The organism is Mesorhizobium sp. M0587 (assembly GCF_040320945.1).
In the GTDB taxonomy this organism is placed as follows: Bacteria; Pseudomonadota; Alphaproteobacteria; order Rhizobiales; family Rhizobiaceae; genus Mesorhizobium.
In genome coordinates this window covers 11,258-38,070 of the sequence record NZ_JAMYQP010000025.1, presented here as the reverse complement: position 1 = coordinate 38,070, position 26,813 = coordinate 11,258, and the positions used below count along the sequence as shown (strand labels likewise).

Annotated in this window: 23 protein-coding genes and 1 other RNA gene; 2 read left to right on the top strand and 22 right to left on the bottom strand. The window is 64.0% G+C overall.

What is annotated here, in order from left to right; all coding sequences use genetic code 11:
• Positions 1–37: 37 nt before the first annotated feature.
• From ftsA to mraZ, 15 genes are all read right to left on the bottom strand, one after another.
• Positions 38–1,345 carry a cell division protein FtsA gene (ftsA, locus tag NKI49_RS21450; protein WP_352695759.1) on the bottom strand — a complete coding sequence of 436 codons (1,308 nt, stop codon included), beginning with the start codon at positions 1,343–1,345 and terminating at the stop codon, positions 38–40.
• The gene (locus tag NKI49_RS21445; RefSeq protein ID WP_352597727.1) at positions 1,342–2,283 is read right to left on the bottom strand and encodes a cell division protein FtsQ/DivIB; all 942 of its coding nucleotides are present in this window, start codon (positions 2,281–2,283) and stop codon (positions 1,342–1,344) included. Before NKI49_RS21445 ends, ftsA begins: the two co-directional genes overlap by 4 nt.
• Positions 2,271–3,197 (bottom strand): D-alanine--D-alanine ligase, encoded by a 927-nt coding sequence (locus tag NKI49_RS21440; RefSeq protein WP_352597725.1) that lies wholly within the window; start codon positions 3,195–3,197, stop codon positions 2,271–2,273. Before NKI49_RS21440 ends, NKI49_RS21445 begins: the two co-directional genes overlap by 13 nt.
• 300 nt (positions 3,198–3,497) lie before the next feature.
• Positions 3,498–4,463, bottom strand: coding sequence for a UDP-N-acetylmuramate dehydrogenase (murB, locus tag NKI49_RS21435; RefSeq protein ID WP_352597723.1), 966 nt, complete (start codon positions 4,461–4,463; stop codon positions 3,498–3,500).
• Entirely contained in the window at positions 4,460–5,866 is a 1,407-nt protein-coding gene (gene murC, locus NKI49_RS21430; RefSeq protein WP_352597722.1) for a UDP-N-acetylmuramate--L-alanine ligase, read from the bottom strand. Before murC ends, murB begins: the two co-directional genes overlap by 4 nt.
• Positions 5,863–6,990 carry an undecaprenyldiphospho-muramoylpentapeptide beta-N-acetylglucosaminyltransferase gene (gene murG / locus NKI49_RS21425; protein ID WP_352597720.1) on the bottom strand — a complete coding sequence of 376 codons (1,128 nt, stop codon included), beginning with the start codon at positions 6,988–6,990 and terminating at the stop codon, positions 5,863–5,865. Before murG ends, murC begins: the two co-directional genes overlap by 4 nt.
• A 1-nt stretch (position 6,991) precedes the next feature.
• Entirely contained in the window at positions 6,992–8,143 is a 1,152-nt protein-coding gene (gene ftsW / locus NKI49_RS21420) for a putative lipid II flippase FtsW (protein ID WP_352597718.1), read from the bottom strand.
• A complete protein-coding gene (gene murD / locus NKI49_RS21415; protein ID WP_352597716.1) occupies positions 8,143–9,543 on the bottom strand; it encodes a UDP-N-acetylmuramoyl-L-alanine--D-glutamate ligase in 1,401 nt (466 codons plus the stop codon). Before murD ends, ftsW begins: the two co-directional genes overlap by 1 nt.
• Before the next feature lie 8 nt (positions 9,544–9,551).
• Positions 9,552–10,634: a phospho-N-acetylmuramoyl-pentapeptide-transferase gene (mraY, locus tag NKI49_RS21410; RefSeq protein WP_027025452.1), complete on the bottom strand. Its 1,083-nt coding sequence runs from the start codon at positions 10,632–10,634 to the stop codon at positions 9,552–9,554.
• Between the two features lie 23 nt (positions 10,635–10,657).
• Positions 10,658–12,115 carry a UDP-N-acetylmuramoylalanyl-D-glutamyl-2,6-diaminopimelate--D-alanyl-D-alanine ligase gene (locus tag NKI49_RS21405; RefSeq protein WP_352597714.1) on the bottom strand — a complete coding sequence of 486 codons (1,458 nt, stop codon included), beginning with the start codon at positions 12,113–12,115 and terminating at the stop codon, positions 10,658–10,660.
• Entirely contained in the window at positions 12,112–13,566 is a 1,455-nt protein-coding gene (locus tag NKI49_RS21400) for a UDP-N-acetylmuramoyl-L-alanyl-D-glutamate--2,6-diaminopimelate ligase (RefSeq protein ID WP_352597712.1), read from the bottom strand. The genes NKI49_RS21405 and NKI49_RS21400 overlap by 4 nt, the downstream gene beginning before the upstream one ends.
• A gap of 54 nt (positions 13,567–13,620) precedes the next feature.
• Entirely contained in the window at positions 13,621–15,330 is a 1,710-nt protein-coding gene (locus NKI49_RS21395) for a peptidoglycan D,D-transpeptidase FtsI family protein (protein ID WP_352597711.1), read from the bottom strand.
• Entirely contained in the window at positions 15,327–15,722 is a 396-nt protein-coding gene (gene ftsL, locus NKI49_RS21390; protein ID WP_352597709.1) for a cell division protein FtsL, read from the bottom strand. The genes NKI49_RS21395 and ftsL overlap by 4 nt, the downstream gene beginning before the upstream one ends.
• 4 nt (positions 15,723–15,726) lie before the next feature.
• On the bottom strand, positions 15,727–16,743 hold the full coding sequence (gene rsmH / locus NKI49_RS21385; RefSeq protein WP_027025448.1) for a 16S rRNA (cytosine(1402)-N(4))-methyltransferase RsmH: 1,017 nt from the start codon (positions 16,741–16,743) through the stop codon (positions 15,727–15,729).
• Positions 16,740–17,198 carry a division/cell wall cluster transcriptional repressor MraZ gene (gene mraZ, locus NKI49_RS21380; RefSeq protein WP_352597707.1) on the bottom strand — a complete coding sequence of 153 codons (459 nt, stop codon included), beginning with the start codon at positions 17,196–17,198 and terminating at the stop codon, positions 16,740–16,742. Before mraZ ends, rsmH begins: the two co-directional genes overlap by 4 nt.
• A 408-nt stretch (positions 17,199–17,606) precedes the next feature.
• Between mraZ and NKI49_RS21375 the strand changes: the two genes are divergently transcribed.
• Positions 17,607–18,722: a cystathionine gamma-lyase gene (locus tag NKI49_RS21375; protein WP_352597705.1), complete on the top strand. Its 1,116-nt coding sequence runs from the start codon at positions 17,607–17,609 to the stop codon at positions 18,720–18,722.
• Positions 18,723–18,731: 9 nt separating this feature from the next.
• Here the strand turns inward: NKI49_RS21375 and NKI49_RS21370 are convergent, their stop codons facing one another.
• The 7 genes from NKI49_RS21370 to NKI49_RS21340 form a co-directional block, all read right to left on the bottom strand.
• Positions 18,732–18,995 (bottom strand): type II toxin-antitoxin system RelE/ParE family toxin, encoded by a 264-nt coding sequence (locus NKI49_RS21370; protein ID WP_352597703.1) that lies wholly within the window; start codon positions 18,993–18,995, stop codon positions 18,732–18,734.
• Between the two features lie 22 nt (positions 18,996–19,017).
• Positions 19,018–19,302 carry a type II toxin-antitoxin system ParD family antitoxin gene (locus NKI49_RS21365; RefSeq protein WP_352598049.1) on the bottom strand — a complete coding sequence of 95 codons (285 nt, stop codon included), beginning with the start codon at positions 19,300–19,302 and terminating at the stop codon, positions 19,018–19,020.
• Between the two features lie 165 nt (positions 19,303–19,467).
• Positions 19,468–19,866: RNase P RNA component class A (rnpB, locus tag NKI49_RS21360), an RNA gene on the bottom strand.
• A 64-nt stretch (positions 19,867–19,930) separates the two neighbouring features.
• Entirely contained in the window at positions 19,931–20,647 is a 717-nt protein-coding gene (locus NKI49_RS21355) for a lytic transglycosylase domain-containing protein (protein WP_352598048.1), read from the bottom strand.
• Positions 20,648–20,857: 210 nt separating this feature from the next.
• Positions 20,858–21,613 (bottom strand): peptidoglycan recognition protein family protein, encoded by a 756-nt coding sequence (locus tag NKI49_RS21350; RefSeq protein ID WP_352597702.1) that lies wholly within the window; start codon positions 21,611–21,613, stop codon positions 20,858–20,860.
• The gene (locus NKI49_RS21345) at positions 21,610–22,329 is read right to left on the bottom strand and encodes a TerB family tellurite resistance protein (protein ID WP_352597701.1); all 720 of its coding nucleotides are present in this window, start codon (positions 22,327–22,329) and stop codon (positions 21,610–21,612) included. Before NKI49_RS21345 ends, NKI49_RS21350 begins: the two co-directional genes overlap by 4 nt.
• A gap of 141 nt (positions 22,330–22,470) precedes the next feature.
• On the bottom strand, positions 22,471–22,683 hold the full coding sequence (locus NKI49_RS21340) for a hypothetical protein (protein WP_352597700.1): 213 nt from the start codon (positions 22,681–22,683) through the stop codon (positions 22,471–22,473).
• A gap of 194 nt (positions 22,684–22,877) precedes the next feature.
• Here NKI49_RS21340 and NKI49_RS21335 point away from each other — a divergent pair, with 194 nt between their 5' ends.
• Complete coding sequence (locus NKI49_RS21335) at positions 22,878–26,747, top strand: hydantoinase B/oxoprolinase family protein (RefSeq protein WP_352597699.1); 3,870 nt, start codon at positions 22,878–22,880, stop codon at positions 26,745–26,747.
• The last annotated feature ends 66 nt before the right edge of the window (positions 26,748–26,813 follow it).

Sequence of the window (26,813 nt, the reverse complement as noted above, 5' to 3'; positions counted from 1 at the left end):
TCGCCGCCGCGGCCGCCTATGGGGCTGTCCCCGTCAATTAGAAACTGTCTCTCAACCACTGACTCATGCGATGCAGTTTTCCGCCCGTTCCAGTCATCCTGAGACCGGAAATTCCTTTCGCCGGATGGCTCTCGAAGCTCGCCATCTGCGGATAGATCAGAAGCCCCACCGCGGCCGAGAAGGCCGGGCCCTTCGCTGCTTCGGGCAAGCCCGCCACCCCGAGCGGACGCCCGATGCGCACGTTGCGCCCCAGGATGCGGCGTGCGGCTTCCGGCAGGCCGGCCAACTGGCTGGCGCCGCCGGTGAGCACCACGCGTTTGCCGACGGCATTGCCGTAGCCGGACTTGTTCAGCCGGTCGCGCAACAGTTCCAGCGTCTCGTCGATGCGGGCGCGCACGATGCGCGTCATCACCGAACGCGGGATCTGCAACGGCACGTCGCCGTCGTCGCCGATCGGCTGGATCGAGATCAGGTCGCGGTCGTGGGCGCTGCCCGGCAGCGCCGAGCCATGCATCACCTTCAGCCGTTCGGCGGCGTCGAGCGAAGTCGAGAGCCCCTTTGCCATGTCAAGCGTGACATGATTGCCGCCGATGGCGATGGCGTCGCCATGGACGAACTTGCCTTCAGCAAACACCGAGATCGTCGTCGTGCCGCCGCCCATGTCGATGCAGGCGGCACCCAGTTCCAGCTCGTCGTCGACAAGTGCCGCCAGGCCGCTGGCATAGGGCGTCGCCACCATGCGCTCGACCGAGAGGTGCGAGCGGTTGATGGAGAGTTCCAGATTGCGCATCGGCGCAGCGTCGCCCGTCAGCACATGCATGTCGACGCCCAGTGTGTCGCCGACCATGCCGCGCGGATCGCGCACGCCGCGCTCGGAATCCAGCGAAAATCCGACGGGCAGCGAATGGATCACCTCGCGCTCGATCTTCAGCGCCTGCTTAGCGCCGGCGCCGAGCACCCGCTTAATGTCGGCCTCGTCGGCCTCGTGGCCGCCAAGGTTGATGGTGGCCGAAAAGGCTTCGCTCTTCAGCCGCCCGGCGGTCATGTTTACGATGAGCGAATCCACCGTCAGCCCGGCCATGCGCTCGGCGGCATCGACGGAAAGACGGATGGCATGTTCGGCGCGGTCGAGATCGACGATGACGCCCGACTTCACGCCTTGCGACTTCTGGTGGCCGATGCCGATCACCTGGATCCGGTGCGAGCGCCCGCGCAAAAGCTTGCCGTCATCGCATGGCTTCAGCTTCGCCACCATGCAGCAGACCTTGTTCGAGCCGACATCCAGCACCGTCAAGGTACCGGACCGGCGCGACGAGGCATCGCCATGACCGCCAAGCCAGCTCATATTTTCGTCTCCGGCTTGCGCTTCAGGCTCTTGGGTTTCTCGTTGAGCGCGGCTTCGCGCTGCGTCGCGGCCTCGGGCGTCAGTTGCACGACCAGCCGGTCGGACAGCCGCATGTCGACGGCGGCGATGTCGCGCGACAACAGCGCCTTGTCATGATCCATCCTGACCAGCTCGGCGATCGCCTGGCCCTCGTCATCCTCGGGAAGCTTGACGGTGATGCCGTTGTCCAGCTTCAGGTCCCAGCGCCGCTCGCCGACGCGGATATAGCCTTTGATGCGGCTGGCGAAATCAGGATATTTTTCGACCTTGGCCAGGAAGTCCGGCGCCTTGGCCGGCGCGCCGGTGCCGATCAACAGCGGCAGCATCACCTGCTTGCCGCCAGAGAACGGCGCGATGACAGCGCCGTCCTTCTCGATGACGGAAAGATCATTACCTTGCTGCCAGAGCGCGAAGGCCACACGCTCCTCGACGCGCACTTCCAGCGTGTGCGGATAGACCTTGCGCACCGCGGCGATCTCGATCCACGGCAAAGTGGCGATACGCTCCCGCGCCGCCTCGGCATCGAAGCCGATCAGCGACGTCCAGCCGTCGAGCTCGAGCCGGTCGAGAATATCGATCTCGGAGGTCTGGCGGTTACCCACCACCTTGACCTGGTCGACGGCGAAGCCGGTACGGGCGGTGATGCTCTGAATGATACCGTCGGCGTGGCCGCCAAGATACGCGCCATAAGCGCCGCTCGAAGCGAGCAGCACCGCCGACATGATGGCCAGCGAGAAGCGCGGCGCCTGGAACTCGCCCTCGCCCAGGCGCGCCAGGATCCGCACCGGGCGGCGAAGCACGCGCGGCAATACGAAATGGTCAAACGACAATGGCAGGCCGAACAGCGACGGCCCAGCCGCGCTCTTCCCCTTGCCCTGTCCCCATTTCAACGCAGACACGAAGCGTCCTCCACCATCCAACTCAACAGTTCGCCAAACGAATGCCCTGCCTGGGCGGCGATTTCAGGCACCAGAGACGTCGGCGTCATGCCCGGCTGGGTATTGACCTCGAGCCATACAACCTCGCCATTTTCGGAGTGACGATCGTCATAACGGAAGTCCGACCGGGATACGCCCCGACAGCCGACAGCTTGGTGAGCCTTGAGCGCCAGTGTCTGTATTTTTTGGTAAATATTCGGTGAAACTTTTGCGGGGCATTCGTGTTTTGATCCGCCCGCGACATATTTTGAATCATAGTCGTAGAAGGAATGGCCCGTCGGGATGATCTCGCAAACGCCGAGCGCCACATCACCCATGACGGCGCAGGTCAGTTCGCGCCCGTGGATGTAGCGCTCGACCATGACGGTATCGCCATATTTCCACTCGGACGACCCGATGATCTGCGGCGGATGCGTCTGCCCCTCATGCACGATGACGACACCGAAGCTCGATCCCTCACTGACTGGCTTGACCACGTAGGGCGGCTTCATCGGGTGTTTGTTCTGGATAGCGAAGCGATTGGCGACCTTCGATTCGGCGACCGGAACGCCGACCGATTTGACGATCTTCTTCGCCAGTTCCTTGTTCATGGCGAGCGCCGAGGCGAGCACGCCGGAATGGGTATAGGGAATGCCGAGATATTCGAGGATGCCCTGGATCGTGCCGTCCTCGCCGAACGGACCATGCAGCGCGTTGAAGGCAACGTCGGGTTTAAGATCGGCAAGCACGGAACCGACATCGCGACCGACATCGACGCGGGTGACTCGATAACCTTCCTGCTCAAGTGCATCGGCGCAGGCCTTTCCGGAAGACAGGGACACGGGCCGCTCGGACGAAAACCCACCCAGCAATACGGCCACATGCTTGCTTGTCATTCCCCGTCATCCCCTCTCGCGGCGGATCAAAAACCAGGATTTCCGCAACATTGAGTCAGAGTCTCCCGGCAGGTTGCCCCCCAGACGGAAAACGCTGAAACGCGTCGAACGACTCAAATCAGGAAACGCTTTGGAGCAGAGAATCAGAGAGTTGATTCACTGGCAAGTGCTTATGATTCCGAGAGATTCACTTTCTGAGAAAATGGATGCAAAAACCGTGTCGTTGAGTCTTTGGAGCAACGGTCGCGCGGCTGTTCCGGCATGGTTGAAGTTCATGCATCACATGAACTTCAACGACGGTCAGAGGAGTTGTCCAAGAAACTCCTGGACGGCATGCCCGGGCCGGAAATCGCCGATGCGCTTGATTTCCCAGTAGAGCCGGATGCCGGAATGTTCGAGGACCCGCGCCCGCACCGTCTCGCCGAGATATTCCAGGTCGTAGCCGGTCGCGGTTCCGGTGTTGATCATGAAGTTGCAGTGCATCGGCGACATCTGCGCGCCGCCGATCAAGAGACCGCGGCAGCCCGCCTTGTCGATCTCTTTCCAGGCCGACGTGCCTTCCGGATTCTTGAAGGTCGAGCCGCCTGTCTTCTCGCGGATCGGCTGCACCGTCTCGCGATGATTCTGCACGGCGTCCATCGCCGCCTTGATCACCGCTCTGTCCTCTGCAAAGCCTTCGAACACGGCGGACGTGAAGATCAGCCCGACCGGTGCCGCCGAATGGCGATAGGCGTAGCCCATGTCGGCATTGCTCAGCGTCTGGACATTGCCCTTGCGGTCGAGCCCCCGCACCTCGACGACCCGCTCGCGCGTCTCGACGCCATTAGCGCCGGCATTCATCCTCAGCGCGCCGCCGATGGCACCCGGAATGCCGTGATAGAAATGAAACCCGCCAATGCCGGCTTCGAGCGCCGCTGCGGCAACACGCTTGTCGGGCGTGGCCGCACCCGCCTTGATCCTGATCGGCGAAACGATCTCCGCCTCGCCGAAGCCCTTGGCCGAAAGCCGGATGACAAAACCTGGGATGCCACCGTCACGCACTAGAAGGTTCGAGCCGACACCAACGACGGTCAGAGGTATCTCTTCGGGAACGGCCTTGAGGAAAGCGGCAAGGTCCTCCTCGTCCGCTGGCTGGAACAATACCTCGGCAAGGCCGCCGGCGCGGAACCAGGTGATCTTGTCCATCTCGGCATTCGGCGTCAGGCGGCCGCGCAGGCCGGCAAGCCGGTCGCCAAGTTTGTCGATCAGGGCCTGGCCGTGCATCATGAGACGGTCCCGCCAAGCTCCTTGGGCAAGGCATAGGCCCATTGGGTGATGTTGCCGGCGCCGAGGAAGACCACGAAGTCACCAGGCTTGGCCAGGTCACGGATAACAGGCGCGATAGCCGCCGGCCCCTCGATGTAGCGGGCGTCACGGTGGCCGCCGGCACGGATCCGCGACACAAGCGCGTCGGAAGTGACGCCGTCGATCGGCTCTTCGCCGGCCGCGTAGACCGGCGCCACCATCACCGTGTCGGCATCGTTGAAGCAGGTGGAGAACTCGTTGAACAAATCATGCAACCGGGTGAAGCGATGCGGCTGGGCAATGGCGATGACGCGGCCATTGGTGGCGCTGCGCGCCGCCTTCAGCACCGCTGAGATCTCGACCGGATGGTGACCGTAATCGTCGAACACATCGACGCCGTTCCACGAACCGGTAAGGGTGAAGCGGCGCTTGACGCCGGCGAAGGACGACAGGCCTTTCTTGATCGCCTCGGCGGACAGGCCGAGTTCATGCGCGACCGCGATCGCGGCGGTGGCGTTGGAGACGTTGTGGCGGCCGGGCATCGGCAGGCGCAGGCCCGATATGGCAGTCTGGCCACCGCCCTTGCGGTTGCGGATCACCACGTCGAATTCCGAAACGGCACCCGCCATGCGGTGATTGGTGAAGCGCACATCGGCCTGCGCGTTCTCGCCATAGGTGATGACGCGGCGATCCTCGATGCGGCCGACCAGCGCCTGCACTTCCGGGTGATCGGTGCACATCACGCCGAAGCCGTAGAACGGCACGTTCTCGACGAACTGGCGGAACGCCTCGCGCACCTTGTCGAAGCTGCCATAGTGGTCGAGGTGCTCGGGATCGATGTTAGTGACCACGGCGATCTCGGCTGGCAGCTTGAGGAAGGTGCCGTCGCTTTCGTCGGCCTCGACCACCATCCATTCGCCGTCGCCCATGCGGGCGTTGGTGCCGTAGGCATTGATGATGCCGCCATTGATGACGGTAGGGTCGAGCCCGCCGGCTTCGAGCAAGGTGGCGACCATCGAGGTCGTCGTCGTTTTGCCATGCGTGCCGCCGATCGCCACCGCCTGGCGAAAGCGCATCAGCTCAGCCAACATCTCGGCGCGGCGCACGATGGGAAGCAACTTTTCCCGCGCCGCCTTCAGTTCCGGATTGGATTTCTTGATCGCCGTCGAGACGACGACAACCTCGGCATCGCCGAGATTTTCGGCTCTGTGGCCGACGAAGCATTCGATGCCCTTGTCGCGCAGCCGCTGCACATTGGCGCTGTCGGCCTGGTCGGAACCTTGCACCTTGTAGCCGAGATTGTGCAGCACCTCGGCAATGCCGCTCATGCCGATGCCGCCAATGCCGATGAAATGCACAAGCCCGATCGTTTGCGGCATCTTCATGCGTGCGTGCCCTTCCTGAAATCCGAAACGGTTTTTTTCGACGCAATAGCCTCTGTGAGATCGGCGAGCAACCGTGCAGCGTCCGGCCTGCCGGCCGATTTCGCTCCCGCCGCCATCGCCGCAAGCCGCTCGGGGGTGTCGATCAGCCCGCCGACGAGGGACGCGATGAGCTCGGGCGAAAGCGAGGATTGCGGGTGCACCTCACCACCGCCGGCCGCCGCAAGGGCCGCCGCGTTCGCGGCCTGGTCATGGTCGAGCGCATAGGGATAGGGCACCAGCAGCGCCGGCCGGCCAATGACCGCGATCTCCGACACGGTCGAGGCGCCGGAGCGCGAGATGATCAGGTGCGCGTCTGCCATGCGCACCGCCATATCGGTGAAGAAAGGCGAAACCTCGGCATTGACGGCAAGGGACGCATAAGCCGCCTTCACCCGCGCCACGTCGTCCGCGCGAGCCTGTTGGGTAATGACCAGCCGCTTGCGCTGCGCATCGGAGAGCAGCGCGACTGCCGCCGGCACGGCGTCGGAAAAGAACTGGGCGCCCTGGCTGCCGCCGAACACCAGCAGGCGAAACGGCTGGTCCCCGGACGACGCTGCATAAGGCGTCTTGGCCGCTTCCAGCACCCGAGGCCTGACCGGATTGCCCGTCGTCACCGTCTTGGCGCCGGCGGCACTTGCATCCTGCGGCAGGAAGCCGCCGGCAATGGCATCGACGCGGCCGGCCAACGCCCGGTTGGCGCGCCCCATCACCGCATTCTGTTCGTGGATCAGCGTCGGCACCTTGCGCCGTGTCGCGGCGTAGAGCGGCGGCAAGGTCGGATAGCCACCGAAACCGACGACGGCATCCGGCTTGATCCGGCCGATGATCGCGGAGGCCTGCCGCACGCCGCGCCATATCTTCCAGAACGCGCCAAGCAGGGCGATGGGATTTTTCGAGCCTAAAGTCGCCGACTGGATCGGATGGATGGCGGCGGCCGGGAAATGGCCGGCAAACCGCTCGGCGCGGTCGTCGGTGGCCAGATGCACCGTCCAGCCGCGTTCGTTCAGCTCATGCGCCAGCGCCTCGGCCGGAAACAGATGTCCGCCGGTTCCGCCCGCCGCGAGAAGGATGACGCCTCTCGCCATGTCACTCCGCCGGCAGCGCGCGCGGCGGCAGCGTAAAGCCCATCTGCTTGCGCTTCTCAGGCCGCTTGCGCGTCAGCGCCAGCACCATGCCCATCGAGATGGCGATGGCGATCTGCGAGGAGCCGCCGTAGGAGATGAAGGGCAGCGTCATGCCTTTGGCCGGCACCAGCTGCAGGTTGACGCACATGTTGATGACCGCCTGCAGGCCGAACACCGTGACGAGGCCGCCGACCGCATAGCGAGTGAAGTCGTCATGTTCCTTGAGCGCCGTGTTGAGGCCGCGCAGCACGATGAAGGCGAAGATCGCCATGATGAAGAAGCACATGATCAGCCCGAACTCCTCGCCCGCGACCGAGAACACGAAGTCGGCATGGCTGTCGGGGATGACCCGCTTGACGGTGCCCTCGCCCGGCCCGACGCCGAACCAGCCGCCATTGATCAGCGCATCGCGTCCCATGTCGACCTGGAACGTGTCGCCCTCGCCGGTAAGGAACTTGTCGATGCGCAAGGCGACGTGCGGGAACACGGTATAGGCGGCGAAGACGCCGCCGACGCCGGCGGCACCGAGCACGACGATCCATAGCCAGGGCAGCCCCGCCATGAAGAACATGATGCCCCAGGTGCCGGTCGTCAGCATGGTCTGGCCGAGGTCCGGCTGCGCCACCAGCAGCGACACGACCAGCACCAGCAGCAGCATGGCGAACAGATTGCCCGGGATGTCGGGCTGGCGCTTATGTTCGGCGAACAGCCAGGCGCACATGATGACGAAGGCGGGTTTCAGGAATTCCGACGGCTGGATCGACAGGCCGGCAAGCGACACCCAGCGCCGCGCGCCTTTCACCTCGATGCCGATGTAGAGCACCGCCACCATAAGCACCAGCATCAGGCACAGCATGATCAGCGCCATGCGCCGGATCTCTCTGGAATCGAGGAAGGACACCGCCAGCATCACGCCGAGCGCCGGCACGGTGAAGATGATCTGCCTGGTGGCGAAATGGAAGCTGTCGAGGCCGATGCGTTCGGCGACCGCCGGGCTCGCGGCGAAAGACAGCACGATGCCCAGCCCCATCAGCGACAGGAACGCCGCCAGGAACCAGCGATCGATCGTCCACCACCAGGTCGCAACCGGGCTTTTGTCGAGACGGCTCTGCATTATCGTGCCCCTCCGATAGGTTTGACGCCATCTATAGCGTTCGCAGCTTGCCTGAAGGCTTCGCCGCGAACTTCGAAATTCTTGAACTGGTCGAAACTGGCGCAGGCCGGCGACAGCAGCACCACCGCCTCGCCGCTATTGTCCTTGGCCGCATCGTGCGCGGCGTGCTCGACCGCAGCGGCAAGCGTGCCCGATATCTCGTACGACGCCGCCTCGCCAAGCGTCGCCGCGAAGGCCGGCGCCGCCTCGCCGATCAGATAGGCCTTGGCGATGCGCGGGAAGAAGCCGCGCAACGGCTCGATACCGCCTTCCTTGGGGAGGCCGCCGGCGATCCAGTAGATGCGGTTGAAGCTCGACAGCGCGGGTGCCGCCGCATCGGCATTGGTCGCCTTGGAATCGTTGACGAACAGCACATGGTCCTTGCGGCCGACCTGCTCCATGCGGTGCGCGAGGCCGGGAAAGCTTTCGAGCCCGGACTGGATCTCGCCAAGCTCCAGCCCGACCTTGAGGCAGGCGGCAACAGCGGCAAGGGCATTCTGCGCATTGTGCTGGCCGCGCAGTGAGCCGATGCCTTCGAGGAAGGCGACGCGGCTGTAGCGGCCATGCACGGCTTCCATCAGGTAGGTGCCGTCGGCGAAATAGCCGTCGGTCAGCGGCAGGCGCTTGGAAATGCGGATGACGTGCCGCCCCGCCCGCTCCAGCCGCTCGGCGATCTGCGCGCACCAGGAATCGTCGATGCCGATGATCGCCGTCTCGCTGCCGGCGACCAGCCGCTCCTTGATCGAAGCATAGTGCTGCATGGTGCCGTGGCGGTCGAGATGATCAGGCGTCAGATTGAGCAGGATGCCGGCCGTCGGGTCGATCGAGGGCGCGAGGTCGATCTGGTAGGACGAGCATTCGACGACATAATGCCGCGCGGGCTCCGGCGGATCGAGCGTCATGACGGCACGGCCGATATTGCCGCCCATCTGGGTGTCGCGCCCGGACGCCTTCAGAATATGCGAGGTCAGCGCGGTCGTCGTCGACTTGCCGTTGGTGCCGGTGATGGCGATGAAAGGCGCCGCCGGCGCGGCAAGCATCCGCTCGCGGCAGAAAAGCTCGATGTCGCCGATGATCTCGACGCCCGACCCGCGCGCCAGTTCCACCGCCCAATGCGGCTTCGGATGCGTCAGCGGCACGCCAGGCGACAGCACGAAGGCCGAGAATTTCGCCCAGTCGGCGCCGCGCAGATCGCCGGTAGCGATGCCGGCGGCAGCCGCCTTGGCGACGCTGTCGGGATTGTCGTCCCAGGCCAGCACCTGCGCTCCGCCCTCGATCAGCGCGCGCGCGGTGGCAATGCCCGAGCCACCGAGCCCGAAGAGCGAAACGCGCTTGCCTGCGAAGGATGTGGCGGGGATCAAGCGGCCTCCTATCGCAGCTTGAGGGTTGAGAGGCCGACCAGCGCCAGGATGACGGCGATGATCCAGAAGCGGATCACCACCTGGCTTTCGGTCCAGCCGAGCTTTTCGAAATGGTGGTGGATCGGCGCCATCAGGAACACCCGCTTGCCGGTCATCTTGAAGTAGCCGACCTGGATGATCACGGACAGGATCTCGACCACGAACAGGCCGCCGACGATGACCAGCACGATCTCGTGCTTGGTGGCGACCGCCACCGTGCCGATCAGGCCGCCCATGGCCAGCGAGCCGGTGTCGCCCATGAAGATCGCGGCCGGCGGCGCGTTGAACCAGAGGAAGCCGAGGCCGGCGCCGATGACGGCACCCAGCACGACAGCCAGCTCGCCGGTGCCCGGCACGAAATGGATCTGCAGATATTCGGCGAACACCGCGTTGCCGGAGAGATAGGCGATGACGCCGAAGGACGCCGCCGCGATCATGATCGGCACGATCGCCAGGCCGTCGAGGCCGTCGGTCAGGTTCACCGCGTTGCCGGCGCCGACGATGACGAGGCAGGAGAACGGGATGAAGAACCAGCCGAGATTGATCAGGAATTCCTTGGCGAAGGGGAATGTCAGCGACGACGAGAACGGCGCCTGGCCATTATGCATGATCACCCAGGCCGCGATGCCAGCGATGATGAATTCGAGCCCCAGCCGCGCCTTGCCGGAAAAGCCGAGGTGAGACTGCTTCGTCACCTTCAGATAGTCGTCGTAAAAGCCGATGGAGCCGAAACCCAGCGTCACCAGAAGCACCACCCAGACATAGATGCTCGACAGGTTCGCCCATAAAAGCGACGAGCCAATGATGCCGGACAGGATCATCAGCCCGCCCATGGTCGGCGTGCCGGCCTTCTTGAAATGGGTTTGCGGACCGTCGGCGCGGATCGGCTGGCCCTTGCCTTGCCGCAGCCGAAGCGAATTGATGATGGTCGGCCCGAAGATGAAGACGATCAGCGCCGACGTGATCAGCGCCCCGCCGGTGCGGAAAGTGATGTAGCGGAAGACGTTGAAGACCGAGACCTTGTCCGCGAATTCGACCAGCAGTGTGAACATGCGCTTTTCGTCCCCGACTTGACCTAGGTCTGTTTGCCGATTGTCGTTTCAGCCGGGAACTTGCCCAGCAACGCATCGACCAGCTTTGCAAAGCCGATGCCCTTCGACGATTTGATCATTACCACGTCGCCCGGCTTCAGCGCGGCAAGCAGCACCGGCTTCAATTCCTCGACGCCGGCGCGGTATTCCGTCTTGATCTCTGCCGGCAGCGCTTTTGCCAGCGCCCGCATTTCCGGACCGCCGAGAAAGACGGTCTGCGTGCCGGTGCCGACGAGGAGACCGGCAAGCGCCGCATGCAGCTTGGCCGAATGTTCGCCGAGTTCCAGCATGTCGCCGAGCACGGCGATGCGCCGGCCCTCGCCCGTCACCGGCGTCGCGTTGAGCAGCGCCATCGCGGCGGCCATCGAGGCCGGGTTGGCGTTGTAGCTTTCGTCGATCAGCGTGATCGGCCCACCGGGGTGGCCCGAAATCGAGCCACCGGGATGGCGCAGCACGTGGCGCTTGCCGCGGCCGCGCTCGGCCGACAGATCCGCCAGCGCCCGCGCAACCTTGTCGAGATCGGCGCCGGCCAGATAGGCTGCGCCCAGCACCGCCAGCACGTTCTGCACCATGTGGCGGCCGGGCGCGCCGATGCGGGCCGTCACCTCGTGGCCGCCGATCCTGGCGATGATCTCGGAATGGTCGGCATGGAGCTCGCATTTGACCAGCTTGAAAGTCGAGCGGGCATTCTCGCCGAAGCCATGGACGTGCTCGACGCCGGCGGTATGCGCCATCTTGTCCAGAAGCTTGAAGCGCGCATCGTCGCGGTTGAGGATTGCCGCGCCATCGGGCTCCAACCCCTCGAAAATCTCGGCCTTGGCCTCGGCGATCTCGTCCAGATTGCGGAAGAAGCCGAGATGCGCGGCCGCGATCATGGTGACGATGGCGATATGCGGCCGCACCATTTTGACCAGCGGCCGGATCTCGCCGGGATGGTTCATGCCGATCTCGAACACGGCATAGTCGCAATCGATGGGCATGCGCGCCAGCGTCAGCGGCACGCCCCAATGATTGTTGAACGACTGCGCCGACGCATGCACCTTGCCGACCACCGACAGGACATGGCGCAATGCCTCCTTGGTCGTGGTCTTGCCGGCCGAGCCGGTCACCGCGATGATCTTGGCGTCGGACCGGGCGCGCGCCGCCGCGCCGAGCTTTTCCAGCGCCACCAGCACGTCCTCGACGACGATCATCGGCGCCGTCAGCCGGCCGAGCGACGGCAGCTTGCCTTCGGCCACCACCAGCACGCCCGCGCCTGCCTTGATGGCGGCGGTCGCGAAATCATGGCCGTCCATCGCCTCGCCCTTGATGGCGAAGAAGGCGTCGCCGGGCTGCAGGCTGCGGCTGTCGATCGAAATGCCCGATATGCCGTCCGGCATCGGGCCGAGCGGCCGCCCGTCCATGGCGGCCACCAGCGTCTCGGATGTCCACAAAAGGCTCATGCGGCACACCCCGAGAGTGCTGCGCGAACTTCCTCGTGATCGGAGAAATGCAGGGTTTCGGAGCCGATCGTCTGGCCCTCCTCGTGCCCCTTGCCGGCCACGATCAGCGTGTCGCCGGCGCGCAGCATTGCGACCGCCTCGTGGATAGCCCGGCGCCGGTCGCCGATCTCGATGGCGCCAGGTGCCGCGGCAAGAATCGCAGCGCGGATCGTCTCGGGCACTTCGGAGCGCGGATTGTCGTCGGTGACGATGACGACATCGGCCAGCCGCGTCGCGATCTCACCCATGATCGGCCGCTTGCCGCGGTCGCGGTCGCCGCCGCAGCCGAACACGACCATGACGCGGCCGGTGGTGAACGGGCGCACCGAAGCCAGCACATTTTCCAGCGCATCCGGCTTGTGGGCATAGTCGACATACACCGGCGCGCCATTGGCGGTGGTGCCGACGAGGTCGAGCCGGCCCGGCGCGCCTTTCAGTTTTTCCAATGCCATCAATGCCTTGGCGACCGGCGTTCCCGTTGAAATCGCGAGTCCCGCTGAAACCAGCGCGTTCGCGATCTGGAAATCGCCGGCCAGCGGCAGGTCGATCTCATGAAGCACGCCATCGGCTTCAATCTCGGCGCGCTGGCGATGGCGCTCGTGTTCGACCCGCTTCAGCCTGAGGAAATCGCCATGCCGGCCAACCGTCAGCACCTCGAGCCCAGCGGCCTTCGCGGCCTGAATTGTCGGTGCCGACCACGGATCGTCGGCGAAGATGACCGCCGGCGCGCCCTTCGGCAGCAGCGTGTCGAACAGCCGCAATTTGGCGCGATGATAATCCTCGACCGTCGGATGGTAATCCATATGGTCGCGGCCGAGATTGGTGAAGCCGCCGGCGGCGAGCTTCACCCCGTCGAGGCGGCGCTGGTCGAGCCCATGACTGGAGGCCTCCATCGAGGCATGGGTGACGCCGGCATCCGCCAATTCCCTGAGCAGTTGGTGCAAGGCGACCGGGTCGGGTGTCGTCAGCGAACCATAGTCGTTGCGGCCGGGCGCCACCACGCCGGTGGTGCCGATCGAGGCCGCGGCATATCCGGCCTGCTCCCAGATCTGCCTGATGAACGCGGCGACCGAGGTCTTGCCGCTGGTGCCGGTCACCGCGACCATCGTCTGGGGCTGCCTGCCGAAATAGCGGGCGGCACTCAGCGCCAGCGCCAGGCGCGGATCGTCGACCGCCAGCACCTGAACCGGCAGCCCGGCAACGGCGCTGCCCTTGCTCGTCACGATCGCGACGGCGCCTCGCCCGGCGGCGTCGGCGGCATAGGCCGCGCCATCGGCCTTGGTTCCGGCGAGCGCGAAAAAGACGATTCCGGGCTTTACCTGCCGGGAATCCGACGAAATGCCTGTAACCTCCAGATCGGCGGAAGCTGTTCCTTCGACTGGCAGGATACCGGCTAGATCTCTGAGCTTCATCGAGTCCCGTTCACCGCAACAAAATAGCGCGCAGTTGCCGGCGCGCCCCAAGAATCACTGATAGGAAACCAGCGTTGCACCATTTTCATGGCTGAAATCTGGCTTCACGCCAAGCATGGCCGCAGAACGCCTGATGATATTGCCGGCGATGACCCCCGCATTCGCCGCCGCGACGTCTGTCATGCCGGGCTTTTCCGGGTGCGGGGCGTCGGCAATGGTAAACACGAGATATTGCGGATCGTCCATCGGGAAGGCGGCGACGAAGGTATTGAAATTCAAATCCTTCGAGTAGCGGCCATTGATGACCTTCTCGGCTGTTCCGGTCTTGCCGCCAACGCGATAGCCGGGGACCCTGGCGTTTCTGGCCGAGCCCTTCTCGGCATTGAGCGTATAGAGGTAGCGCATGCCATCGACCGTCTTGTCGCCGACCACTTTCTTGGCCACCGCCATCGCCGCCTCCTGGCTGCGGACCAGGAATGTCGGCTGAATCAAGTAGCCGCCATTCATCAACGCCGCGCAGCCGACAGCCGCTTGCAGCGGCGTCGTCGACACGCCATGGCCAAAGGCGATGGTGAACGAATTGACCTGCTTCCAGATCTTCGGTTCAGTCGGGCGGGCGACTTCCGGCAGTTCGGTCTGCATCCTGTCCAAAATTCCAAGGCGATGCAGGAATTCGCGGTGCCCCTCGATGCCGACCAGCTCCGCCTCCCTGGCCGACCCGATGTTGGACGAATAGAGGAATACCTCCGGCAGCGACAGAACACGGTTCTTGCCGTGGAAATCGTGAATGGCTTGGTGGCCGACGCGGATCGGATGCGAAGCGTCGAAGCGGCTTGCCATCGTCGCCTTGCCGGAATCGAGCGCCATGGCCGAGGTGAAGCTCTTGAAGGTCGAGCCCATCTCATAGAGGCCCGCCGACATCCGATTCAGCCGGTCCTTTTCCTGTGCATTGTAAGGATTGTTCGGATCGAAATCCGGCACCGAGGCCATGGCCACCACTTCGCCGGTCTTGACGTTGAGCACGACAGCCCCGGCGCCGATGGCGCGATAGCGCTCCAGGCCGGCGGCGATCTCGTCGCGCACGATATGCTGGACGCGCAGATCGATCGAAAGCTTCACCGGCTTGAGGTCCTTGGCCACCGCCAGGCCCGACGCCTGCAGGTCGCTCAGACCCTGCTCGTCGATGTATTTCTCCATGCCGGAGATGCCCTGATTGTCGATGTTGGTGAGGCCGACAATGTAGGACGAGGTTTCGCTGCTTGGATAGAAACGGCGCTTCTCCGTGCGGAAGCCGAAGCCGGGGATGCCGAGTTGCATGATGTCGGACTGCTGCTTGGGCGTCAGCTGCCGCTGCAGCCAGACGAAGCCGGCTCCGCTCTTCAGCTTACGATAGGTCTGCTCGTAGTCGATCTCGGGAAGCACCGTCGACAGTTTCTCGATCGCCTCGTCGGCATCGACGATGCGGCGCGGTTCGGCGAACAGCGACGCCGTCTTGATGTCGGTCGCCAGCACTTCGCCGTTGCGATCGACAATGTCGGGCCGCGATGCCGTGACCCGGTTCTGAGGGCCCCCCGACATGTCGGGGGTCTGGAAACCGAGATAGACCAGCCGCCCGGAAATGGTCGAGAAGATACCGAAGAACACCGCCATCGTCATCACGATGCGCGCCTTGCCCTTGCCGCCGGTCGCCTTGCGGGCGCCCTCGACGACAATCGCTCCGTCTTCACCCGTCCCGGCGCGACGCTTCAGCAGTTTGCCGATCATTGGGCGATGCCTCCGGTCACGACGGGATCCCTGCCACTTGAAGGCGCCTTGTCGGAATTGTCGGCCATGCCGTCCTGGCGTCCGGACAGTATGTCCTGGATATCGAGCTGCTTGGCCGGCAGGTCACCGAGACCGACGATCTGGCGCGCGCCGACCGGCTGGAGTTCAAGTTGCGACTTGTAGAGTTCGGTCAGCTTCTGGAGCCGCGACGGCTGGGTGAGCAGGCTCCAGTCGGCCTTGAGCAGGTCGATCGTGTCCTCCTCATAGCGTATCTCGGCATGGATCTTCTGCACTGCCGCCAACTGGTCCTCGGCCTCGCGCTTGGTCTTGTAGGTCAGGGCGGCCGCCGAAACCATGACGGCGATCAGGACAATGTCGCTGGTACGGAACACGTGCTTACCTCTCCCCCGGCCGATCGATGCCGGGAAGCTTTGGAAGACCGAAAATCGAAAAATCGTCGCTGCGCGCCGGCGCCTCGGTGCGGGTCGCCGCACGCAGTCTGGCCGAGCGGGCGCGCGGATTGGCTGCGATCTCCGCATCGCCGGGCGTCACGCCGCCGCCGGCCTTTTGGAACGTCGCGCTGCGCGCCTTCGCCTCGGGCATGTGGCGCGAGCCGGTCGCGGCATCGGCGCGATCGGCGATGAAGCGCTTGACTATGCGATCCTCAAGCGAATGGAATGTCACCACGGCGAGCCGTCCGCCCGGCTTCAGCGCCCGTTCGGCCGCGAACAATGCCTTCGCCAGTTCGCCAAGCTCGTCATTGACGAAGATGCGCAGCGCCTGGAAAACGCGCGTGGCCGGGTGGATCTTGTCCTTAGGCGCGCGGCCGATATGAGTTTCGATGGCGTCGGCGAGTTCCAGCGTGCGCTCGAACGGCCGCTTTTCGCGGCGAGCCTCGATCATGCGGGCAATGCGGCCGGCATGCCGCTCCTCGCCGAGGAAGCCGAAGATGCGGGCAAGATCGCCCGGCTTGAAGCTGTTGACGACATCGGCCGCGCTGAGACCCGCCTGCGCCATGCGCATGTCGAGCGGTCCGTCGGCGCGGAACGAAAAGCCGCGTCCGGCCTGGTCGAGCTGCATCGAGGAGACGCCGATGTCGAGCACGACGCCATCGGCGCTCTCGACATGTTCGTCGAGCGTCGAGAACGGCGCATGCACCAGTCTCAGCCTGCCGCCCGATTGCGCCTCGAGATCGCGGCCGGCCGCGATCGCGTCTGGATCGCGGTCTATGGCAATCACGGAAGCACCGGTCGCCAGAATGGCCCTGGTGTAGCCACCGGCGCCGAACGTGCCGTCGATGACGATGTCGCCCTCCGCCGGCGCCAATGCCTCGAGCACTTCGCCAAGGAGGACCGGAATGTGGCGGACCGGTCCGCCAACGGCGTGAAGATCATCGCCGTGGTCCGCCGTCATTCCGGTCGCTCCCCAGGCTTCGTCCCCTGCCGAAGCTGCAAAAGCCGGGCCCGCGCCTGCGCGCCATAGGCGGCAAGCCGCCCCGGCTCCCAGATCTGAAAGAAATTGCCGCGCCCGACAAAGGCGGCCTCCGCCGAAATGCCGGTATGCTCGCGTATGAAATCGCTCATCGTGATGCGTCCGTCCTGGTCGAGCTTCAGGAACGTGCCGTCGCCATGGCAGAAGAACGACATGTCGTCCGCCGCTTGCAGGAAGGGATCCTCGAGCGCGATGCGCTGCTCGTAGCGGTCGAGAAGATCGAGCCCTCCGACATCCATCGCCGGCAGGTCGAGGCAGCGTAGCGCATAGAGCTCCGAATAGCCACGCTTCTGCACGACGGCGCGGAAATGCGCCGGAACGGACACCCGCCCCTTCGCATCGATCCTGCTCACCGTGTTCGACAGAAACCGGTCCATCACACGTTACGGCCGCTTGCGCCGCCGCACCCCTTTTCTTCGCATCGCACGCGCCGCCGCGGCACGTTCCCCGCCCCGTACCAAGCTCCGCCGTAGCGGCAAGAACCGGCAAACGCGCAGCCGCCGCGGCTGCCCGATTGGCGTACGCTTTACCCTGACACGGAACGAAAGCTTTGGTATCGGAATGGGATATCATGGGGTACTATGGGCGTCAACGGGAATAGGCTTCACAAAGATGCGCCGCGGCCAATGAGACCAGCCTTGACGGCACGTCTCGTCTTTATGGTCTATTAAGCCTAACGAAGCGTTTAGAGCTGCTTGGCCCAACCAGACGCGGGTTGCCGACCGCCGCTGCTGCGCATAGCGTCTCGCCACATCCATTCGGTCGCAAACAGGGTTGGAAATTCGATGGCTGAAACCGCAAAGTCGCGCGCAGCGGCACTTCCTCATTTACGCCGCGGCGGGCTTGCGGTGGGCGATTCCATCCCGCTGCCCCTGACCATGGCCGCCATCTTTCACGCGCCCGGCGACGCAACCGGTTTCGACCAGTACGGCCGCTTCAGCAATCCGACCTGGGACGCGGTGGAGCATATGCTGGCCCATTTGGAGGGCGCGGCCTGCGTCGCCTTTCCTTCCGGAATGGCAGCAATCTCGGCGGCGTTTTTTGCCCTGCTCAAGACCGGTGACCGTATCCTGCTGCCTTCGGACGGCTATCACACGACAAGGGCGCTGGCCGAGCGCTTCCTGAAGCCGCTCGGCATCACCTACGATGTCAGGCCGACCTCAACGTTCCTCGATGGCGGCTTCGAAGGCTATCGCCTGGCCTTTGTCGAAACGCCCGCCAATCCGGGGCTGGACATCTGCGACATCGGGGCCGTCGCCGAAGCCGTCCACGCGGCAGGCGCGCTCCTGGTGGTCGACAACACGACGATGACGCCCTTCGGCCAGCGCCCGCTCGATCACGGTGCCGATATCGTGGTTGCCGCCGACACCAAGGCGCCGAACGGCCATTCCGACGTACTGTTCGGCCACGTCGCCAGCCGCAATGCCGACATCATCGCCGCGGTGACCAGCTGGCGCGAAACGTCGGGCGGCATTCCGGGACCATTCGAAGCCTGGCTGGTGCATCGCGGCCTCGAAACCCTCGATGTGCGCTTCGATCGCATGTGCTCCTCGGCTGAAGTGATCGCGCGGCGGCTGCGAGGCCATCGGGCGGTCAGCGGCCTGCGCTTTCCCGGTCTGGAGAGCGATCCGTCGCACAATCTTGCCCGCGCCCAGATGGAGCGCTTCGGCTTCCTCATCTCCTTCGAGCTAGCCTCGGAGCAGAAAGCCGAGGATTTCATCAACAATTGCGAACTGATGCAGGCCGCGACGTCCTTCGGCGGGGTCCACACCTCGGCCGAGCGGCGCTTGAAGCGAGGCGATGCGGTTGCCGCCGGCTTCGTTCGCCTCTCGGTCGGCTGCGAGCCAGTGGAAGAACTTTGGGCGGCGATCAAGGCGTCGCTGGACAGGATCAGCGGTTGACAGGACCGGTCAACCGAGCTCGTCGGCTTCGATGTTGCGATGGCCGTGCAGCACGCGAAGGATTTCGATCGCATCGCTCCCCACACGGTACAAGGTGAGATAATTGCCGACGACCAGGTGTCGGATGCCGGGTGCGATGTCGTCGCGCGGCGCGCCCGAGAGGGGATGCAAAGTCAGCAGATCCCACCGTCTTTCCAGCGCGTCCACGAGACGAACCGCCGCCCAAGGATTATGTCCGGCAATGTAATCACCGATATTCTCGAGGTCGGCCACTGCTTGGGAAGCAGGCGGTATTTCACTCGTGAAAGCCTTTGGACCCAGCCATTTTCAGATATTTGGCCCGCAGTCGGTCCATGATCGGCTGCCCGTCCAACGCCGGCCCGCTGTCGATGCCTTCCTGCACCAGTCTGCGCAGTTCCTCGACCGTATAGCCAAGAAGATCGCGCCGGTCTTTCCATCGCCGTAGCGCATCGCGGATCACTTCGCTCGCGGATGCATATTCGCCGGCGGCCACCACATCGTCCACCGCCCGCGCCAATTCCGGCGAGAGGGTGATGCTGCGTTTATCGACTTGTCCCATGACAGGCTCCAATGCCATTGCTCGCCCACGGTACGATTTAATCGTACCAGTTTCAAGCAATGGCCCGTAGCAATTAGGCTGGCGAATGGCCGGACCAGTTTGAATCAACGGACGCGCCCGAAGGCGCAACCTGCTGATCTCAAAGGATTTCTCTTCGAGAAAGAAACTGCCAGCTGGCCTGTAAGCCGGGTTTTGTATGGCCCTCGCCCCTTGCGGCGCGAGAACGTGGCGGCCATTCATCTTGGACGCATGTTGCCATGCGCCTCACGCAACCTACCCGGACGGTGAGCCGGAAACAGCCCTCGAGGGTTTCCCCTCGCACCGCCCCTATTCGGTTTTGCTCCCGGTGGGGTTTACCGTGCCGCTCCTGTTGCCAGTCGCGCGGTGGGCTCTTACCCCACCCTTTCACCCTTACCACGACGGATCGTGGCGGTTTGCTTTCTGTGGCACTTTCCCTGGGGTCGCCCCCGCCGGCCATTAACCGGCACCGTGTCTCCATGGAGCCCGGACTTTCCTCACCCGCGGCCTTTCGGCTTTTGCGGGTGCGGCCGCCCGGCCAGCTGGCACGGCGTATAAAGGGGTTCACGCCATAAAACGCAACCGAAAAAGCGGTTGCGGCCGGCTCATCTCATGCCGGCGCCCCAACAGCCGCCAGTTGTACCTTGACCTTGCTGCAATAGGCAGCCGAGATCGGGTTCATGCGCGTGGCGCCATGGCCGGCATTGTATTTCAAGATCGTGCCGCAAGTCGTGCCGCCGCCGAGATCGCGTGCCATGGCGAGGTACTTCATGCCGTATTTGATGTTGGTGTCGGGATCGAAAAGACCTTTGGCGGAGCCGCTATAGCCCATCATCCGCGCCGTCGCCGGCTTGATCTGCATCAGGCCGATCTCGCCGGCGCCGCCGACCGTGTTCGGCTGGTAGTTGCTCTCGATCTTGATGACGGCATCAGCGAGCGAAACCGGCACGCCGTAGCTCGCCGCATAGCGGGCCACGATCGACGAATACTGGCCGCTGCTGGTCACCGCGGCCGCTGACGCTGCCGCGTTCTGCAGCCCGACCGACGCCGTTGTCGTCTGGTCGACGGTCTTGCGGTCGCGCTTCGCGTGGCGTTTCGCGCCGGACTTCTTCGCCTTGGCCCAGCTCGCCTTCGTGGCTTTCGCGGAAACCCGCTTGGTCGTCTTCGCTTTCTTGCTGCTTTCGGCCGAGATCGTCTTGCCTTTGGCACTCATCGCGACGAGCCCATGATCGGCCCGTAGGCTCAATGGCGCGGCGTTGGCCGTGCCGAAGGCAAAAGTCATTACGCCGGCAGCAAGAGCTGCCGTTACAACGGTCAATTTCTGCATGTGGTCCTGTTCTGTCTGGACCGCGCGAAGATCTTCGCGCGGCACGGCTTGATCAACATCGAACATCCGGGGCTGGAAGTCCGACAAACTGTACGGAGCGCCCCTTTGAAGTCCGAATTGGCGCCAATGAAGGCGAGGCAAGTCACATTAAATGACAGATTGTAACTTAAGGGCAGAAGAGGATTACTTGGGAGATGCCCTTACGTCGGGTCAGTCCGCGACGGAAGCAAGCAGCCTTTGCAGTGTGCGCAGCGTCGAACCGTCGGCCTGCCCATCGACAAGACGCGGCCGGAAATGGCGCTGGAATGCCTCGACCACGATCTGCGTCTGCCGATCGAAAACCCCCGAAATTTCGACACCATAGCCATAGAGCGCCAGCATCGACTGCAACGCCTCGACCTCGGCGCCCTGGTCGCCGGCTCTCAGCACGGCGCCGCGCCTGATGGGCGCGGCGCCGACGAAATGGCCGACGCCGGCTTCGAACAGCGCTGCCCACGGAAACTTCTCGCCCGGATCGATCTTGCGTCCCGGCGCCACGTCGGAATGCGCCAGCACCCGCCTGGCTGCGATCGCATGTCTCCGCGCGATCCCCTTGCACAGGCCGGTCACCGCATCGATCTGCCGGCGCGGGAACATGGGATAGCCGAGCGAATGTCCCGGATTGACGATCTCGATGCCGACCGAACAGGAATTGATATCGGTGCGTCCGAACCAGGAGCCCTTGCCGGCATGCCAGGCGCGGTCGCTTTCCCTGACCATCTGCACGATATGGCCGTTCTCATGAACGAGATAGTGCGAGGAGACCTCGCTGGCCGGATCGCACAGCCACGCCTCGGCTCCGGCGCCCGTCGGCATGCCGGTGTAGTGCAGCACGATCATGTCGGGCCTGAGCGTGTCGCGCCTTGGCCCAAAATTCGGCGATACCCTGACCTCGGCGCTTGGCTCGTCGGGCAGGAAGCCGCTCATGCGTGCCGCAGGCCCCGCTCGATCATCTCATAGGCCGCGTTGATCGCCGCGACCCTGGTCGTCGCGATCTTGATGAATTCCTGCGGCAGGCCGCGCGCGATCAGCCGGTCCGGATGGTTGTCGGAAACCAGCTTGCGATAACGCTTCCTGACCTCCTCGAACGGCTTGCCGCGTTCGATGCCGAGCACGACATAAGGGTCGGCGGCGCCAAGATTGACGTGCCGGGCCAGGATCGCTTCGTAATGCACCTCGTCAATGCGGAAGATCTCGGCGATGCGATGCAGGAAATGCCCTTCGCGCTCGTGGATCAGCCCGTCAGCCTTGGCGATATGAAACAGGCCGTCGAGTATGTCCTCCAGCATCATGCAGTTCGGATGGCCGGAGCCGCAAAGCTGCGCCATGCGCTCGGCATAGGTCTCGAAGCCGGCTACGTCGCGTTTGGCCAGATCGTAGAGGCGCGCCACGTTGCGCGTTTCCTTTGGCGGCACCTCGAATATTTCCTGGAAGGCACGCACCTCGTCCTGGGTCACGATGCCGTCGGCCTTCGCCATCTTGGCCGAGAGCGCGATCATCGCCACCGAGAAGGCGACGCGGCGGCGCAGGTCGGCGTCGCCGGAAAAAACCGTGCGCACGGCCTCCACCACGTCGGCAACCCCCGATGTAGCTGAAGACGATACCCGCGTAATGAAGTCGCCGAGGCGGTCCCAAATCGACATGGCCAGCTTCATAGAGCCAACCGATCCCCGCTATCAAGCCAATAACGGCCGGTGCCTGGGTTGTGAACGGCAGGCGTTCTGTTGCCTTCACACGAAAAGGCCGGCGTGACGCCGGCCTTTTCTCCCAAGATATGCTCATAACTACTGCGCGGGCGCAGCAGGAGGCGTTGCCGGAGCCGGCTCGGCGGGCTTGGTCGAATTGTCGGCCGGAGCCGCAGGCTTCATCGGCTGCTCGGCGGGCGGCGGATTGGTGCTCTGGGTGGTGGTATTGTCAGTGCCTGTGCCGCTGTCGCTGCATGCGGCAACGCCGAGCAAGGCAAGCGCGGACACCGAGGCAAGAATGAGTTTTCTCATGACATCTCTCCTTCAACACACGTTCACGTTGCAGTGAACGGTCCAGGGAAAAATGCGTCACATGGCCATGGGTTTCGTAACGTTGCATTTCCGTATGTAACATCGTCTGGCCCGTTTGCGATTGCCGACCAGACAACGGCGAACTAACAGGAAGTGTCTGAGAACAGATCGAACTGGAATTACCGGGAGCTGCCATGACCGCGAAATGGGATTTCTGGATCGATCGCGGCGGCACGTTCACGGACGTTATCGGGCGCGACCCGCAGGGCGGACTGCATCCGCGCAAGCTTCTGTCGGAGAACCCCGAAGCCTATGACGACGCCGCGATCCAGGGCATTCGCGACCTTCTTGGACTTCAACCCGGCGCGCGGATCCCATCCGGCCTGATCGGCGACATCAAGATGGGCACCACGGTCGCCACCAACGCGCTGCTGGAGCGCAAGGGCGACCGCGTGCTTTTGCTCATCACCAAGGGTTTTCGCGATGCGCTGAAGATCGCCTATCAGGCCCGGCCGGACATCTTCGCCAAGGAGATCATCCTGCCCGAACAGCTCTACGAGCGCGTCATCGAGGTCGACGAACGCGTGCACGCCGGGGGCTGCGTCGAACGACTGCTCGACATTGCGGCTTGCCGACCGGCGATCGAACAGGCGAAAGCCGACGGCATCGACGCCGTAGCCATCGTTTTCATGCATGCCTGGAAATATCCCGATCACGAGAAGGCGGTGGCCAAGGTCTGCCGCAAAATCGGCTTTGGCCAGGTCTCGGTCAGCCACGAGGTCTCGCCGCTGATCAAGCTGGTTGGCCGCGGCGATACGACGGTGGTCGACGCCTATCTCTCGCCGATCCTGTCGAGATATGTGCGGAAGGTTGGCCAGGAGCTCGGCGTCCTCTTCCCCCTTGACGGGGGTGAGGAGCGGTCGGCCGAAAGCCGAGAAAAAGCCAACGATTTGGCTTTTTCAGCGACGAACGCCCGAAGCCATGGCGGAGGGCAGGCAAAGCCGACAGAGGGGATCGGTCAAGGCAGCGCGCGACCTCAAGAGGCGTCGAACCCGGTCGGTCCGACCCCACCCGGCGGCGTTGCCGCCACCCTCCCCTCGAGGGGGAGGGAAAGCCCTCGACTGATGTTCATGATGTCGTCGGGCGGCCTTACCGCCGCCGATATGTTCCAGGGCAAGGATGCGCTGCTCTCGGGCCCAGCGGGTGGTGTCGTCGGCATGGTCGAGACGGCCAAGCTCGCCGGCTTCGACAAGGTGATCGGCTTCGATATGGGCGGCACCTCCACGGACGTCGCCCACTATGACGGCGAGTATGAGCGCGCCTTCGACACCGAGGTCGCCGGCGTGCGCGTCCGCGCGCCGATGATGCGCATCCACACCGTTGCCGCCGGCGGCGGCTCGATCCTGCACTACGAGGCAGGCCGTTTTCGCGCCGGACCTGATTCCGCCGGCGCCAAACCCGGCCCTGCCGCTTACCGGCGCGGCGGGCCGTTGGCTGTCACCGACGCCAATGTCATGCTCGGCAAGCTGCAGCCCGACTTCTTTCCGGCGATTTTTGGACCCGGTCAGAACGAGACGCTCGACCTGGAGATTGTCCGCGAGAAATTCACCGCACTGGCCGCAGAGATCGGCGACGGCCGCTCGCCGGAAGCAGTCGCCGAAGGCTTTGTCACCATCGCCGTGGAAAACATGGCCAATGCCATCAAGAAGATCTCCGTGCAGCGCGGCTACGATGTCACCGAATATCTCCTGAACTGCTTTGGCGGCGCCGGCGGCCAGCATGCATGCCTCGTCGCCGACGCGCTCGGCATGGAAGCTGTGCTGATCCATCCCTTCTCGGGCCTGCTTTCGGCCTATGGCATCGGACTGTCCTCGGTCTTCGCCTCACGCCAGCAAGCGCTGCTGAAGCCGCTTGCCGAGGAATCCAGAACCGAGATCGGCAGCCTCGTCGCCAGCTTGAAAAAAGCCGTCTTCGCCGAGCTCGCGGCGCAAGGTATCGCCGAGGATGCGATTGCCGCCAGGCCCGTGCTGCACATCCGCTACGACGGGACCGATACCGCACTGCCAGTGAATTTCGAGGAGGACTCGATCCTCCAGGCCAGGCGGGATTTCGAAATTGCCCACAAGGCGCAGTTCGGCTTCGTCTATGACGACAAGCCGATGATCGTCGAGACCGTCGCCGTCGAAGGTACCGACACCGGCGGCAATGGCCGCGATGAAACTGAATCGGAAACCGAAGATCTCACCTTAAGTCCTTGGCAAACCCGGAAAATCTTCTCTGAAGGCGAATGGCGCGCTTCCGGCATCTTCCATCGTGAGACGTTGAAGCCGGGAAACAGGGTTGCAGGCCCCGCCTTGATCATCGAGCCCAACCAGACCATTGTCGTCGAATCGGGCTGGCAGGCCGAAATCACCACCAGGAACCATGTTCTTCTGCGCCGCGTCGAGAGGAAGCGCCGGCAGGCAGCCCTCGGCACCGAGGCCGATCCGGTGATGCTGGAGGTCTTCAACAATCTCTTCATGTCGATCGCCGAGCAGATGGGCGTGACGCTGCAGAACACAGCCTATTCCGTCAACATCAAGGAACGGCTGGATTTTTCCTGTGCCGTCTTCGACCACACTGGCGCGCTGGTCGCCAACGCGCCGCACATGCCTGTGCATCTGGGTTCGATGGACCGTTCCGTCGAAACCATCATCCGGCTGAATTCCGGCGACATCCACCCCGGCGACGTCTTTGCCCTCAACGCCCCCTATAATGGCGGTACGCATTTGCCTGATATCACCGTGGTGACGCCGGTGTTCGAGGAAGGGCGCCCGATCTCCCTGAGAAAGGGGGAGACCGGCCAATCGCCCAAGATCCTCTTCTACGTCGCCGCGCGTGGCCACCACGCCGACATCGGCGGCACGGCGCCCGGCTCGATGACGCCGCTGGCCACCACGGTCGACGAGGAAGGCGTTCTGTTCGACAATTTCCGCATCGTCGATCGCGGCCGCTTCCGCGAGGCCGAGCTGGAAACGCTGCTCACCGATCATCCCTACCCCGCCCGCAACCCGCACCAGAACATAGCCGACCTCAAGGCGCAGATCGCCGCCAACGAGAAAGGCGTCGCGGAGCTGCGCAAGATGGTTTCCCATTTCGGCCTCGATGTCGTCGAGGCCTATATGGGCCATGTCCAGGACAATGCCGCCGAGAGCGTGCGACGCGTGCTGGAACGGCTGCCGGACAGCTCCGAATACGAATACCCGACCGACACCGGCCAGGTCATCAAGGTGAAGATCACGGTCGACCGCAAGAAGCGCGAGGCTACGGTCGACTTCACCGGAACGTCGCCGGTCATGAAGAACAATTTCAATGCGCCCGAGCCCGTCGCTCGCGCCGCCGTGCTCTATGCCTTCCGCGTCATGGTCGAGGACATGATCCCGATGAATGCCGGGTGCCTCAGGCCGATCAACATCATCATTCCCGATGGCTCGATGCTGAAACCCGCCTACCCCGCCGCCGTCGTCGCCGGCAATGTCGAGACCTCGCAGCACGTCACCAACGCGCTGTTCGGCGCCATGGGCGCGATGGCCAATGCGCAGGGCACGATGAATAATCTCACCTTTGGCAATAAGAAGTACCAGTACTACGAGACGATCTGCTCCGGCTCCCCCGCCGGCCGGATGAACTCCGGCCGCGGCTTTGCCGGCACTTCGGGCGTGCACACCCACATGACCAATTCGCGCCTCACCGATCCGGAAGTGCTGGAATTGCGCTTTCCCGTGCTGCTGGAGGACTTCCACATCCGCGAAGGGTCGGGCGGCAAGGGCAAGTGGAGCGCGGGCGACGGCACCCGACGCACCATCCGCTTTCTCGAGAAGATGGAATGCGCGATCCTGTCCTCGCATCGCAACCGCCCGCCGCAAGGGCTGGACGGCGGCGGCGACGGCGAGGTCGGCTCGACCAAGATCCGCCGCAAGGACGGCACGATCGAAATGCTGAAGGCCTGTGACCAGACCGTGCTTCAGGCCGGCGACGCCGTCATCCTGACGACACCGACGCCAGGTGGGTTCGGAGGAAGCTAAGCCACTCGTCGGAGCTACAAGCCGGCTGCTGTCATCCACCTGTCATCCCCGGGCGTTACCCGCTTG